The organism is Streptomyces sp. NPDC048751 (assembly GCF_043198595.1).
Classification (GTDB): domain Bacteria; phylum Actinomycetota; class Actinomycetes; order Streptomycetales; family Streptomycetaceae; genus Streptomyces.
This window is the reverse complement of sequence record NZ_JBICUX010000009.1, coordinates 69,637-82,427: the sequence shown is the minus strand read 5'-3', so window position 1 is coordinate 82,427 and position 12,791 is coordinate 69,637. Positions and strand designations below refer to the sequence as shown.

Annotated in this window: 14 protein-coding genes, 1 other RNA gene and 1 pseudogene; 7 read left to right on the top strand and 9 right to left on the bottom strand. The window is 68.5% G+C overall.

Translation table 11 applies throughout. From position 1 onward, the window contains the following. Positions 1-6: 6 nt before the first annotated feature. Together rnpB and ACGFNV_RS27600 are read left to right on the top strand one after the other, a co-directional pair. Positions 7-409, top strand: an RNA gene (gene rnpB / locus ACGFNV_RS27605) — RNase P RNA component class A. Between the two features lie 296 nt (positions 410-705). Beyond that, the gene (locus ACGFNV_RS27600) at positions 706-981 is read left to right on the top strand and encodes a hypothetical protein (RefSeq protein ID WP_393625822.1); all 276 of its coding nucleotides are present in this window, start codon (positions 706-708) and stop codon (positions 979-981) included. 189 nt (positions 982-1,170) lie between these two features. On the opposite strand, the gene ACGFNV_RS27595 is transcribed toward ACGFNV_RS27600, so the two are convergent. From ACGFNV_RS27595 to ACGFNV_RS27575, 5 genes and pseudogenes are all read right to left on the bottom strand, one after another. Continuing rightward, positions 1,171-1,482 (bottom strand): hypothetical protein, encoded by a 312-nt coding sequence (locus ACGFNV_RS27595; protein WP_393625820.1) that lies wholly within the window; start codon positions 1,480-1,482, stop codon positions 1,171-1,173. Beyond that, the gene (locus tag ACGFNV_RS27590; RefSeq protein ID WP_393625818.1) at positions 1,482-2,870 is read right to left on the bottom strand and encodes a hypothetical protein; all 1,389 of its coding nucleotides are present in this window, start codon (positions 2,868-2,870) and stop codon (positions 1,482-1,484) included. Before ACGFNV_RS27590 ends, ACGFNV_RS27595 begins: the two co-directional genes overlap by 1 nt. Further along, a complete protein-coding gene (locus ACGFNV_RS27585; protein WP_393625816.1) occupies positions 2,867-3,316 on the bottom strand; it encodes a hypothetical protein in 450 nt (149 codons plus the stop codon). The genes ACGFNV_RS27590 and ACGFNV_RS27585 overlap by 4 nt, the downstream gene beginning before the upstream one ends. A gap of 895 nt (positions 3,317-4,211) precedes the next feature. Further along, positions 4,212-6,104, bottom strand: a complete 1,893-nt coding sequence (locus tag ACGFNV_RS27580) for a DNA/RNA helicase domain-containing protein (protein ID WP_393625814.1) — start codon at positions 6,102-6,104, stop codon at positions 4,212-4,214. Positions 6,105-6,344: 240 nt separating this feature from the next. Then, positions 6,345-6,569: pseudogene (locus tag ACGFNV_RS27575) on the bottom strand (hypothetical protein); the annotation flags it as partial. A gap of 209 nt (positions 6,570-6,778) precedes the next feature. On the opposite strand from ACGFNV_RS27575, the gene ACGFNV_RS27570 reads away from it, so the two are divergent. Genes ACGFNV_RS27570 through ACGFNV_RS27560 form a run of 3 tightly spaced genes read left to right on the top strand, consistent with a single transcriptional unit; the run spans position 6,779 to position 8,144 of the window. Further along, positions 6,779-7,621, top strand: coding sequence for a helix-turn-helix domain-containing protein (locus ACGFNV_RS27570; protein ID WP_393625812.1), 843 nt, complete (start codon positions 6,779-6,781; stop codon positions 7,619-7,621). Further along, complete coding sequence (locus ACGFNV_RS27565) at positions 7,603-7,812, top strand: DUF397 domain-containing protein (protein WP_393625811.1); 210 nt, start codon at positions 7,603-7,605, stop codon at positions 7,810-7,812. The genes ACGFNV_RS27570 and ACGFNV_RS27565 overlap by 19 nt, the downstream gene beginning before the upstream one ends. Continuing rightward, the gene (locus tag ACGFNV_RS27560; RefSeq protein WP_393625809.1) at positions 7,809-8,144 is read left to right on the top strand and encodes an antibiotic biosynthesis monooxygenase family protein; all 336 of its coding nucleotides are present in this window, start codon (positions 7,809-7,811) and stop codon (positions 8,142-8,144) included. The genes ACGFNV_RS27565 and ACGFNV_RS27560 overlap by 4 nt, the downstream gene beginning before the upstream one ends. Before the next feature lie 14 nt (positions 8,145-8,158). Here ACGFNV_RS27560 and ACGFNV_RS27555 read toward each other — a convergent pair whose 3' ends face one another. Continuing rightward, positions 8,159-8,497: a MazG-like family protein gene (locus ACGFNV_RS27555; RefSeq protein WP_393625807.1), complete on the bottom strand. Its 339-nt coding sequence runs from the start codon at positions 8,495-8,497 to the stop codon at positions 8,159-8,161. 22 nt (positions 8,498-8,519) lie between these two features. Continuing rightward, positions 8,520-9,074: a DoxX family protein gene (locus ACGFNV_RS27550; RefSeq protein WP_393625805.1), complete on the bottom strand. Its 555-nt coding sequence runs from the start codon at positions 9,072-9,074 to the stop codon at positions 8,520-8,522. 170 nt (positions 9,075-9,244) lie between these two features. On the opposite strand from ACGFNV_RS27550, the gene ACGFNV_RS27545 reads away from it, so the two are divergent. Together ACGFNV_RS27545 and ACGFNV_RS27540 are read left to right on the top strand one after the other, a co-directional pair. Beyond that, on the top strand, positions 9,245-9,571 hold the full coding sequence (locus ACGFNV_RS27545; RefSeq protein ID WP_393625803.1) for a nuclear transport factor 2 family protein: 327 nt from the start codon (positions 9,245-9,247) through the stop codon (positions 9,569-9,571). Between the two features lie 71 nt (positions 9,572-9,642). Beyond that, positions 9,643-10,653 carry an aldo/keto reductase gene (locus ACGFNV_RS27540; RefSeq protein WP_393625801.1) on the top strand — a complete coding sequence of 337 codons (1,011 nt, stop codon included), beginning with the start codon at positions 9,643-9,645 and terminating at the stop codon, positions 10,651-10,653. Positions 10,654-10,903: 250 nt separating this feature from the next. On the opposite strand, the gene ACGFNV_RS27535 is transcribed toward ACGFNV_RS27540, so the two are convergent. Next, positions 10,904-11,677: an SDR family oxidoreductase gene (locus ACGFNV_RS27535; RefSeq protein WP_393625799.1), complete on the bottom strand. Its 774-nt coding sequence runs from the start codon at positions 11,675-11,677 to the stop codon at positions 10,904-10,906. Positions 11,678-11,713: 36 nt separating this feature from the next. Beyond that, positions 11,714-12,736, bottom strand: coding sequence for a Gfo/Idh/MocA family protein (locus ACGFNV_RS27530; protein ID WP_393625798.1), 1,023 nt, complete (start codon positions 12,734-12,736; stop codon positions 11,714-11,716). Positions 12,737-12,791: the final 55 nt, after the last annotated feature.

Genomic DNA, 12,791 nt, shown 5'->3' with positions numbered 1-12,791 from the left:
GGCAGACGAGCCGGGCGGACGGCCGCGTGGAGTCCCCCTAGGGGGCTTCCCGAGGAACGTCCGGGCTCCACAGGGCAGGGTGGTGGCTAACGGCCACCCGGGGTGACCCGCGGGACAGTGCCACAGAAAGCAAACCGCCGGGGACCTCGGTCCTCGGTAAGGGTGAAACGGTGGTGTAAGAGACCACCAGTGCCCAGGGTGACCTGGGCAGCTAGGTAAACCCCACCCGGAGCAAGGTCAAAAGGAAACACCCCGGTGTTTCTGCGCGGACGACCGAGGGCTGCCCGCCCGAGTCCGCGGGTAGACCGCACGAGGCCGGTGGCAACACCGGCCCTAGATGGATGGCCGTCTCCCCGACCGCCGCGAGGCGATCGGGCGACAGAACCCGGCGTACAGCCCGACTCGTCTGCCGCCACCTGCGACTTTGCCTTCCCAGCGCCAGCCCCGTGGCCCGGCCGCCCGTGGGACGGTGCCCCACCGGTCGGCCAGCGCGGCGACGAGCATCAGCCCCCGGCCGGACTCGGCATCCCCGGGCGGTTCCCGGAAGAAAGGCAGCGGTACGCGTTCCGCGCGGCTGCCGGACACCGCGACCCGGAGCGGCACGTCGTCGGCGGTGAGGCGAACCTCGAAGTCAACGGGTACGCGCCCGGGCTTCTCACCCCTGTCCTCGCCCCACTGATCGACATCCTGACCCTCTACGGTCTGGTGTTCCAGAACCGGCTCGGCACGATGCTGGCCTGGACCGCCGTGCTCGTGGTGCAGGCGCTCTGTGCCCTCTACGCGTTCCATCTCGACGGTGAGAGGCTCCGGCCCCTGTGGGCGCTTCCCCTGCAGCAGTTGGTCTACCGCCAGTTGATGTATCTGGTCCTCATCCAGGCGTGCCTCACCGCGATCAACGGATACCGTCTGCCCTGGCAGCGGCTCAAGCGCACCGGAGACGTGATGCTTCCGCCTCAGCCGTCCGTCCCGAAGCCGCCGTGAACGGTCCACCGCTCAGCTCCGAAGGTCCGGGAAACCGGCCTCCGAGATGCCGGCCGATGTGCGCGATGCGGATGGCCTTCTCCTCGGGGACGAGCCGGAAGCAGATGCGCCCGGCACACCGGTTGAGATTGCCGTGGAGCGGCGGCCTGGAGTCGCCGGAGCAGCCGGCGTGCGCCTTTGGCCGTGGGCCTAACCGCTCACGGCCCATCGTGCTCCCGCGACCACGCCCAATAGCAGAGCAGGAAGTATCCACCACCACGGCATGGTCCTCCGCACCGAAGGCACCAGCCACAGCACCGCCGCGGCACCGGCGGACGCGATGGTGAGGACGCACGACAGAACGATCCCGGCGTACGCGTCGTCGTCCCAGGTGCCGGACGGAGTGATGGTCAACGCGGTCCAGCAGAAGTACGTGGCGATGAGGGTGAGCAGGGTGAGGGGTACAGCTAGGACCAGACGGAGGCAACCGCGGTCGTCGTCCACGTGGGAAGGGCTGGTCATCAGCGCAGTGCGTTCCTTGCCTCGTCCAGATTGTTCGCGAAACCACGCCCGTATGCCTGGGCGTCGTCGGTCTCCCAGTACGGCCCGCCGTTGTAACGCGCGGCGAGTTCCTGGTACTGGGCCGGTGTCATCTCCTCGGCCGGCACATCGGCGAACTCGCTCTCCGCCTTGAGTTGGGCCAGGTACTCCGAGGCGATGAACATGTTCTGCGCTGGGTCCTGCAGGGCTGTTTCCACCATGCCGCGCTGCTGGTCGGTGAGATGCTCGGGGTCGTAACCGAGAACCTCGGCGCCACGTCGCACCTGAATGGCGATAGGGCCCATCGATGTGTTGTCCGGGTCACCACCGAGCCGCCACGGCAGGCTCTCGGGAGCGATCGGGCTCAAGGGAGAGTCCGCCTGTTCGCGGATGGTGTCGGTCATGTCGTCCAGGATGCCGGGCTGTCCGCCGATCTCCTGCCACGCGATACCGGCGACCATGTCCGGAGGCAATCCCGAATTCCGTGCCGCAGCCTTGATGATCTCCTTGTTCGCCGCGATCCAGTCTGCCCGCTCCTGCGCGTTGGACGGCGGACTCCAGTAATTGTCCGTCGCACCAGGAAGGTTGGCGACCTGCAGGCGGATGTCCCGCAGGGTCGGGGAGACGATGTCGTCGCCGGCGATGGGGGAGTAGTCCTGCTTGGGACCGCTGCCGGGCAGTCGCGTCAACGGGTTCGTGCTCGCCTCTGCCGCCTCTCGCCGCAGTTCCGAGATCGCCGAGACGATGTCGACACGTTGGATGAAGCCCATGCGGAAATCAGGCAGCAGGTCGTAGGCCTGCTTGAGCTCGTGGACGCAGATCTCCCGCGCCTCGTGCTCCGTGGTCTTCGCGAGGTCGAAGTCCCCACCGGCAGCGTCGTGCAGTCGGTTCGCGTCCTCGCGGATGTCGTCCACGTCCATGGTCAGCTCGGCGAAGAAGTCCATGACACCGGTAGTGGCACGCATGTCCTCCCACTGGCGCATCGGCTCCGCCTCCTGGGCGTCGCGGGTGATCGCTGTGCCCTTGGTGTGGATCAGCTCCGCGAGCAACTGTTCGTTCGCCTTGCCGTTGGAGTAGTGGGCCTTGGCGACCTCCAGCGCGAACGCGTAGCTGCGCAGAGCGCTGGACGCCTTGTCATAACCTTCTGCGAGCTGCGCGATCAGCTTGCGCCCCTCGGACAGCCGGGCTTCGTAGTGCTGACTGCCCTCGCTCTTCCACTGCGTGTGCTTCTCGGCGCGCTCGGCGGAAGGATCGACCGCCACGAGCATGTCGTGCAGGCGCTTGAACTCGTCCGCGTTCCGCTCGACGAGGGGCGGGTTGCAGTCTTCCAAGAACTCGACGTCCTTGCGGTGACTGATGCCGCTGCTCACCGCGCCTCCGGGGCGACGTACTGACCGTACTTCAGAACGTTGTCCAGGAAGTGTCGAGCCGTGTCGTCCTCGATCTTCACGAAGTCGCTGCCGGTCGTCCTCAGGCGAGAGGACAGCGCCGCGAACAAGGCGACGGCATCCAGGTACTGGTCATCGGCGAATCCGGCAAAGCGCGCCACCTGCTTGGCCACGTCCTCGGGCGTTCGGGGTTCCCGGGCCATGGTGGTCAGTTCGGCATCGGGCCGACCCTCATGGAGAAAGCCCGCGATCTCGATCAGCAGATTCGCGTTGCCATCGATCGACTCGGCCTTGGCGACCAGTGAGCCGGTAGCCGGGGCGACGGCCCCGCCGCCTCCGTCTGCCGGCAGTTGGTCGATCTGCATGCCGGTCTGCTGACGCGCCAAGGCATCGGCCTTCAACTGGGCCCACTCCTCCTCGAAAGACAACCTGTTCCCCCTCCAGTCCGTCGCCTCGAACAGTCAATCGATCATGCCACTGGAGGATGCGTACCGAAACCTCGCCGTTCCGCCTAGGGGCTGGTTCACACACCGTCTTGGCCTGTTGCGCACAACCCGGGACTCCTGCAGGGAAATTGAGCGTGGACGACCGGGTGATCGGTTATTCGCCCAGCTCGGCACCGGGGCGCGGGAGCCAGCGACGCGGTCGTGCGCGATGCTCGCAAAAGCTCTTGGGGAAACTACCGACCCCACCGAACCTGTTCCGTCGTCGATGAGTTGGGGGTCCGGTTCCCGGGCCGGAAGGCCGGTCGATGACCGTGTCGCTCTCACGGGCATCGTGTACGTACTTCGCAAAGGCGTGACCTGGGCTGACGTGCCCGCCGGGCCTTCTATACGCAAGGAGTGGCCGAAGGGCGAAGATCTATGGGGATCGAGTGGATTTGATCCCCTGCACGTGGAAGGCCCGGTCGAGAACGATCACATCAAGTACTCCGTGACCTATGTCATCAGAGTCGACGAAGCACCTCTTCAAAAGAGCTTGCGTTTCATCTGCTCATTTTGACCACACGGCCGTCCCGGTCGACCTTGATGAAGCTGCGGCACTTCAAGCACGTGCGGCTGAGGCTTCCGCCGCCCACAAGCATCCCCTTGGTCGCGCTGATGTCTCCCGTATCCGCTGCTGTGTCCTGCCGGTCTCGGCCAGCACCCCGTCGGCCATCTCGAACGGGATGTTCAGTGTTGACTCGCCCAGATGGGCCGGAGCGAGCGGCCCCGCGGCACCCCTTAGTTGGAGCTCCGTCAGGTGTTGCGTACGCGGTGTAGGTGCCGTAGCCGACTCCGGTGGCGGAGGCGGGGTGCAGTCCTGGTGTTTCGGTCGCCGGCACTACACCAGCGTGGGCACCTCGACCCCAGCCGCAGGCTGGATCAGTGTGCGGAGCTTCTCGCGGGTCTCCGGATCCGTTGAGTAGATGATCGTGCCGACCATGCCCCGCGTCAGCAGCACCTTGTAGGTGTTGCGGATGAGTCGGTCGATGTCCGAGTCGGGCGTGGACTTTGTGAAGACGGGGTCCTTCGAGGCGGTGCGGTCGGTGACCCAGCGGTCTGTGCGCCAGACGAGGTCGGGGCCGATGATGACGCCGGACCAGTCGTATTCGAAGCCCTGGGCGGTGTAGACGCAGCCGACCTGGCCGAAGCCGGCGGGGTCGGTGGCCCAGAGGGGGGCGGGTGGGGCGCCGAGGACGGAGCGGTCGCCGTAGACGTTCCAGGGGCGGGCCCATTGGCCGATGACGACGTCGGTGGGGAGGGTCGTCATGTCCGGGGTGATCTTCGTGGTCCACTTCCAGCAGTAGCCGGCCGACATCCGGGCGTCGTAGTCCTCCGCTCGGCGGGCGAGCAGGAAGTCCTCCAGTTCCTGGGGGCTTTCGGCGGTGAGGAGTGTGAACCTGCCGTCCGGCTCCCACTGGTGGGGCGTGCCGCCGTCCAGGCCGAGCAGGTCCACGACCCATTTCTCGTACGCCTCACTGCCACCGCAGCGGAACTGGCCGTCCAGCTCCACCACCGTGCACTCCAGGCCCTCCGCGGCGGCGGCCCGCTGGATCTCCTCCTTGGTGCCCATCTCGCCGGGACGCACCACCTGGTGCTGGTCGAGCAGGAACACCGGCACCCGGGCCGCGTCGATCAGCTCCGCCACCTGGGGGCGGCCGGTGCGCAGCGACGCCTTGGTGTAGCGGTTGGCGGAGGTCTTGCGCAGCCGGTGGGCCTCGTCGCAGATCAGTACGTCGAGGTCGTTCGGCTCCGCCTCCATGAAGCTGTTGAAGTACTTGAACAGCTGTTGCACGGCGGGCTTCCGTGCCCCGGCGACCTTCCGCATCGTCTTGGTGAACGACGCCGACCCGGTCGCGTGCAGCGCGGGCACCCCGCGCCGGTACAACTCGCCCAGCAGCGACATCGCCACGACACTCTTGCCGGAGCCGGGACCGCCCGTCACCACGACGACCTGCTTGTGGTTGGACCGCCTTGCCTTGCGGACCGCGGACATGACCTGTTCGTAGGCGACCCGCTGCTCGGCGATGAGTACGAACTGCTCGCGGGCCTGGATCTCGTCCGCCGCTACGGCCATCAGCTGCTTCGACGGCCGGATCTTGCCGTCGAGCAGTACGTCGGCCGCCTCCGCGCCGGGCTTCGCGGCGAGCCGGGAACGCAGGAAGTTGACGAACGCGCCGCGCTGCTCACCCGTGTACAGGCGGCCGTGCTGGTCCTCCGTGACCTCCCGCAGCCCCGCCACGCCGAACTCCGTCGCGTTGTGCAGGAACGCCACCCCGGTCAGCGACCTGGGCATCCGCTCCAGCGCCCCGTTGAACGAAAGCAGGTACTCGCAGTAGCCCCGGACCTGCTCGATCGGGTTCAGTACGGGCTGCGTGTACGCGTCGATCCGGCACAGCAGCGGCTCGTCCTCCTCCGGGTAGGCCGCGCTCCACTGCTTCAGCTCCACGACGACGTACGACGGTTCGCCCGTGGTCGGGTGTACGCCGGCGAGTACGGCGTCCGCGCGCTTGCTGGTGAGCGGCAGGCTGTACTCGACCAGGATCTCGACATCGTCGAGCCCGGCCTCCATGAGCGCGTTGACGAGTGCCGGGAGGCTGCGTTCCCAGGACCGTATCTCTGCCGCGGCGGGCCTCCTGCCGTGCCGGTGACGGAAGTTCTCGGTCAGATGCAGCGCCAGCGACCCTTCGAGGATGCGGGCGGCCACGGACACCGCGGACTCACGGAACAGCAAGAAAATGCCCCCAGGCAGCACGAAGAAGACTCGTGCGGGTGGGGGCATGTCCTCCGGTGTCCACCGCGCGCTCTCGCGAGGCGGATCAGGAAGCCCGTCGGGCCGCTGAGATGGTTCGGCGCCAGTTTAGGTCACCGTCAGGTGTCGGCGTCAGATGCGTTTTCTGCTCCAAGCGTTCGCCTCGGCCACCAGCGAACTCAGCAGCTCGGCTCGGGTCTTGGGTGGAACCCGGCTCGCGTCGGCTCCCTTCGTGATCACCTCCGCGAGCTCGTGCGCCACGGGGGCCGCGCACACTCCGAGGTGGACGAGCGCGTACGTCGGCTCCTCCTCCCGCTCGTCCGTCCACGGGGTGCGGATGTCCATCGCGGGGAGCTGGATGCCTGCCCTGCTGAGTGCGGATGCCAGGGCGTCGCGCGCGGCGAGGGCTTCCTCGATCTTGTGGTTGCGGGGTGGGGTGGGGGGCACGGTGTCCGTCCGTCCTGTCGGTGTCGTCCTGCCGAATCCGTCCACCCGGCTGCGCTTGCTGAATTACTCTGCGTAGTCCGGGCGTTACGCATCATGTGCCCGGACGTGGTCGATCGTCCTGTGGGTGGGCTTGTGCTTCCCCGTCGTACGGAACTCGTTCCACACCTTCCACACCCAGCACCTGAACGTCTCGGAGGGGAGTCCGCCGTATGCCGCAACGTCGCGTCATCACCGGTCGCAGTCAGGAACCTCGTCAGCGGTTCGCGGAGGAGCTCCGAATCCTGCGTACGGGGAGCGGGAGCAGCCTGCGGCAACTCGGTGAACGGCTCGGCTGGGACTGGTCCCTCTTCGGGAAGATGGAGAAGGGGGAGACCCTTGGCAGTCCTGAGGTCGTGCAAGCCCTGGATCAGCACTACGGGACACCCGGACTGCTGCTCGCCCTTTGGGAGTTGGCCGCCGGTGACCATACGCAGTTCCGTGAGCGGTATCGCCGGTACATGGCCTTGGAGTCGGAGGCGGTGAGCCTGTGGCACTTCGCGGTGAGTGTTCTGCCGGGTCTTCTGCAGACGCCGGGGTATGCGCGTGAGGTGTTGGTGGCCGGTGGGCTGCGGGGGAAGGAGCTTGAGCAGCAGGTCGAGGCTCGGATGGGGCGGCGGGAGTTGCTGGAGGGGGAGGATGCGCCGCCGTTTCGGACCATCCTGTCGGAGGCGGTGCTGCGGACGCCCTTGCGGGACGCGGAGGAATGGCGTCGGCAGCTTGAGTACCTGGGAGAGGCCGCTGAGAGGCCCCATGTGACGGTCCATGTGCTTCTGCAGAGTGCGGGATTGCATGGCCTCATGAGCGCCGACATGTGGTACCTGCTCCTTCCGGAGGGCAGGACAGTCGCGTATACCGAGAATGGGTACCGGGGCGAACTCATCGAAGAATCCGGCCCGGTTGTGCGTTTGCAGAAGACGTACGATGCGGTGCGCGACCTGGCGCTCACCCCGGCGGAGTCGCGCAAGTTCATCCTGCGGATGTTGGAGGAAGCAACGTGCGAGCCATCGACCTGAGCGCCGCCTCTTGGAGGAAGAGCAGCTACAGCAACCAGGACGGCGGCGCCTGCCTCGAAGTCTCCGACGGCTTCGCCGCCCTCGTCCCCGTCCGGGACAGCAAGGTCATGGACAGTCCCGTCCTCGTGTTCCCGGCGTGCCGCTGGTCCGCCTTCGTTTCCGCGCTCAAGGGCGGAACAATGGACTCATGAGCATCGTAAAGATCAACGTCCTCACCGTCCCCGAAGAGCAGCGCGAGACCCTGGAGAAGCGGTTCGCCGCGCGGGCCGGGGCCGTGGAGGGGTCGGACGGGTTCGAGTGGTTCGAGCTGCTGCGGCCGGTGGAGGGGACCGATCAGTACCTCGTGTACACGCGGTGGCGGAGTGAGGAGGACTTCCAGAACTGGATGTCCGGGCGGGCCCAGGCTGCGCACGGGGGCGGGGGTGCCCAGGCCGGAGAGGGCGAGCGGCCCAAGCCTGCCGCTACCGACGCCACCCTGTGGTCCTTCGAGGTCGTGCAGCAGGCCGCGCCCAAGCAGGACTGACGTCCTCCACCTGTTCAACCTCGCAGCGAGCGGCGTGAGACGCCGGCCAGGTGGCGGAGGAACACCTCCCTCGCCTCCGGCGTCAGCGTGCGCAGGGCGACCAGTGCGGTGATCGCGACGTCGCATAGTTCGGACTGGACGTCCTCCCAGGTGTGGGTGACGCCCTTACGGGGGTTCTGGCCCGTCGCGCCGATCACCGCCTGGGCGACCTCACCGACCTCCTCCGACAGCTTCAGCATGCGCAGGAGCAGGCCTTCGCGGTCGCCCAGGGGCTGGTTCGCCTCCAGCCAGCGCCACTGGCCGTCGATGGCAGACCAGATGTCCGTGTCCGCGGGGGGCTCCTCAGCAGTCATGGAGCCACCCTGCCCAGCGGGGCTACTCCTCGAACAACGCCTCCTGCTGCCCCTCCTTCTCCTGCTCCGCCTCCCGCAGCCTCTTCGTCCGCAGCCCCACCACCACCGCGGTGGCCGCCGCCGTCACCCCCAGTGCCGTAGGGACCATCCAGCCCCGGTCGAAGACGTGCCTGAACGCGTGGTCGAGGGAGAGGCGGCCGGGGCCGGTGATGGCCAGGCCGGTGGTGGCCAGGGCGAGGGACGCGGCGTATTCGTAGCCGCCCTCCTGGGCGAAGAAGCCGTTCGGTACGTGCACCGTCGCCGCGCCCGTCATCGCGCCGGCCGCTGCCGCACCCGCCGCCGGGGTGGCCAGGCCCAGCGCCAGGAGGGTGCCGCCGCCGGCCTCGGCCAGGCCCGCCGCCATCGCGCTCGCCTTGCCGGGCTTGTAGCCGACGGACTCCATGAAGTGGCCAGTGCCCTCGATGCCGTGGCCGCCGAACCAGCCGAACAGCTTCTGGGCGCCGTGCGCGGCCAGCACACCTCCCGTACCCAGTCGGAGCAGCAGCAGGCCCAGGTCTCGTCGGTCGTATGCGGTCACGGTCACTCCTGAGGTGTCAGCAGGAACAGGTCCCCTCCCGCGTTTCCACCGTCGCACCGCCCACACCCGCCGGCCGTGCCCGAAGCCGCCGATCGAGTGGCGGGCCGAGTGGCGGAGCCGGGTGGCGGGCCGAGTGGCGGGGCCAGGGGAGCGGTGTGAGCGTGGCCGGTATGACGATTCAGACCGCCCGACTCAGCGACCCGGCCGTCCGTGCCTTCGTCGCCGCCGTCAACGCCCACGACCGGGACGCCTTCCTGGAACTGCTCACGCCCGACGCGACGATGTCGGACGACGGCTCCGACCGTGATCTCACCGAGTGGATCGACCGCGAGATCTTCTCCTCCCACGGTCACCTCGACGTCGACAACGAGTCCAACGGCGGCCGCGTCCTCCTCGCCCGCTACAGCAACGACAGCTGGGGCGAGATGCGCACCCGCTGGAGCTTCACCGTCGCGGACGACGGCCGTATCTCCCGCTTCGAGACCGGCCAGGCGTAACAAGTAGTGCCTCCCAATACCGCGCACCCCCCTTGCCTTGAAGTGCGCTTCAACTCCTAGCGTCCCCGCCCATGGAGACCAACAGGACACTCGGACGCAGCGGTATCGCCGTCAGCCCCCTCGGCTTCGGCTGCTGGGCCATCGGCGGTGAGTGGCAGGACCTCGACGGGCAGCCCCTCGGCTGGGGCAAGGTCGACGACGACGAGTCCGTACGGGCGATACACCGCGCCCTCGACCTCGGTGTCACTTTCTTCGACACCGCCGACGTCTACGGCACCGGGCACAGCGAGCGGGTGCTCGGCCGTGCCCTGGGCAAGCGGCGGGACGATGCCGTCGTCGCCACCAAGTGGGGCAACCTCTTCGACGAGCGCGCCCGCACCCGCACCGGCCAGGACGCTTCCCCGGAGCACGCGCGCAGCGCCCTCACCGCGTCCCTGGCCCGCCTCGGCACCGACTACGTCGACCTCTACCAGCTGCACCTCTCCGACGCCCACCCCGAGCAGGCGGCCCGCCTCCGCGAGGCCTGCGAGGAGTTCGTACGGGAAGGGCTCGTACGGGCTTACGCGTGGAGCACCGACGATCCGGAGCGTGCCGCCGTGTTCGCGGAGGGGGAGCACTGTGCGGCCGTGCAGCACGCACTCAACGTCCTTCAGGACGCGCCCGGCATGGTTGCGCTGTGCGAGGAGCTCGGGCTCGCCAGCATCAATCGGAGCCCGCTGGCCATGGGGCTGCTCACCGGAAAACACCACGGAAAGCACCACGGCGGGCGCGACACCCTTCAGGAGGGGGACATCCGCAGTCGGCCGCCGGCCTGGTTGCAGGGGTTCGGTGACGGGTCCGGGGCCGATCCGGCCTGGCTCGCCCGGGTCGACGCGCTCCGGGACGTCCTCACCAGCGGCGGTCGTACGCTCGCGCAGGGTGCCCTCGCCTGGCTGTGGGCGCGCAGCCCGCGCACCGTGCCGATTCCGGGCTTCCGGTCGGTTGCGCAGGCGGAGGAGAACGCGGGGGCGATCGAGAAGGGGCCGCTCACCGCGGATCAGATGGCCGAGGTCGAGGACCTGCTCGGACCCCGGGGCCAGTAGCACCTCTTGGCACCCTCGCCCACTTGGGTTGCAGCCGTTCCACGGTCCGGTGCGCATCTCGCGGTCCTACGCGAGGTCCACCCCCATCCGGGGCCGTGGAACGACTGCCTCCTCCCCCTCGGTTTGGTTCGCGGATCCCCGTGTTCCAAGTGTGAAGTTCTGGTGGAGGAGTGCTGATCATATGCCCACGACCCGCCGTAAGGGTACGGAAGGAACGGTTCCAATTGTGTAGATTGAAGATTTGACGGTCTCAGCCGCGCCCCACATACGGCATCGCCGTCGCCAACACCGTCGCGAACTGCACGTTCGCCTCCAACGGCAGCTCCGCCATGTGCCGAACCGTGCGCGCCACATCCGCCACATCCATCACGGGCTCCGGCACGACCTCGCCGTTGGCCTGCAACGCGCCGGTTCCCATCCGCGCGGTCATGTCCGTGGCCGCGTTGCCGATGTCGATCTGGCTCACGGCGATCCGGTACGGCCGCCCGTCCAGGGAAAGGGACTTGGTCAGGCCGGTCAGGGCGTGCTTGGTGGCCGTGTAGGCGACCGAGTGCGGGCGGGGCGTGTGCGCGGAGATCGAGCCGTTGTTGATGATCCGGCCGCCCTGTGGGTCCTGCTCCTTCATCTGGCGGTACGCCGCCTGCGCGCACAGGAACGCCCCGTTGAGGTTGGTGTCCACCACGTGCCGCCAGGCGTCGTAGGGCAGCTCCTCGACCGGCACCCCGCCCGGTCCGTTCGTCCCCGCGTTGTTGAACAGCAGGTCCAGCCGCCCGAAGCGTTCGCGCACGGCGGTGAACAGGGCGGCCACGTCGTCCGGTTGTGACACGTCGGCGCGTACGGCGAGTGAGGCGGCCTCGGGTGCGAGTGCCGCCGTCTCCTCCAGTGTGCCTGGGCGCCTGCCCGCGAGCGCCACCGACCAGCCCGCGCGCAGCAGCTCCACGGCCACCGCACGGCCGATGCCGGAGCCCGCACCGGTCACCACCGCGATCTTCCCCGACTGTTCGATCGTTCCGTTGGCATTCATGGGGCCGCAGCGTACGGGGCGCCGGGGAGCCGAGGCTCAGGCCGGTGTGAGTTCCTCCGTGGTGTCCTCGCCGGGGTAGCGGACGCCGATGTGGTCGCGTATCGCGTCGAGCGTCCGCATCACGGCGAGGGTGCCGTCCAACGGGACGACGGGGGACTCGGTCTCGCCGGCCCGCAGGGCGCGCATGACCTCGCGGGCCTCGTGGCGGAAGCTGTTGCGGGGGCCGTCGGCCGGGTCCGCCACGAACTCCTCCGGGTCCTTGCCGTCGCGGTGCAGTACGAAGCGGTCCGGGTAGAAGAAGCCGTTCGGGATGTCGATGCGGCCCTGCGAGCCGGTCACGTACGCCGTGTTCGACGTGCCGCCGACGATGGAGCAGTGCACCGAGGCGATCGCGCCGCCCTCCCACGAGAGCAGGGCGCCCGTCTGGAGGTCGACACCCTCGTCGGACAGGACCGCCCGCGCGGTGACGTCGGCGGGCTCGCCGAGCAGGAGCTGGGCGAAGGAGACCGGGTAGACGCCCAGGTCGAGCAGGGCGCCACCGCCCTGGGCCGGGTCGCGCAGCCGGTGCGAGGGCGGGAAGGGACCGGCGAGGCCGAAGTCGGCCTGGACGGTACGCACCTCGCCCACGGCGCCGTCCTCGACCAGTGCCTTCAGGCGCCGGACGAGGGGATTGCAGTACATCCACATGGCTTCCATCAGGAAGCGCCCGTGCTCCCGCGACAGCGCGACCAGTTCCTCGGCCTCGCGCACGTTGAGCGTGAACGGCTTCTCGCACAGCACGTTCCGCCCGTTCGCCAGGCAGAGTCCGGCGGCGGCACGGTGCGTGGAGTGCGGGGTGGCGACGTACACGACGTCGACGTCCTCGTCCCGCGCGAGCGCCTCCCAGTCGCCGTACGCGCGGGGGATGCCGAACCGGTCGGCGAAGGCCTTAGCAGTGTCCTCCCGCCTCGATGCCACCGCCACGACGTCCGCGTCGGGCAGGTCGACCAGGTCCGCCGTGAACGCGGCCGCGATACCGCCGGTCGCCAGGATTCCCCACCGCACGTTCTCCGCCGTCATCCCCGGCCTCTCCCGCCGTCGCTCATGTGACCATAGGCATTCTGTACGAGCTGAG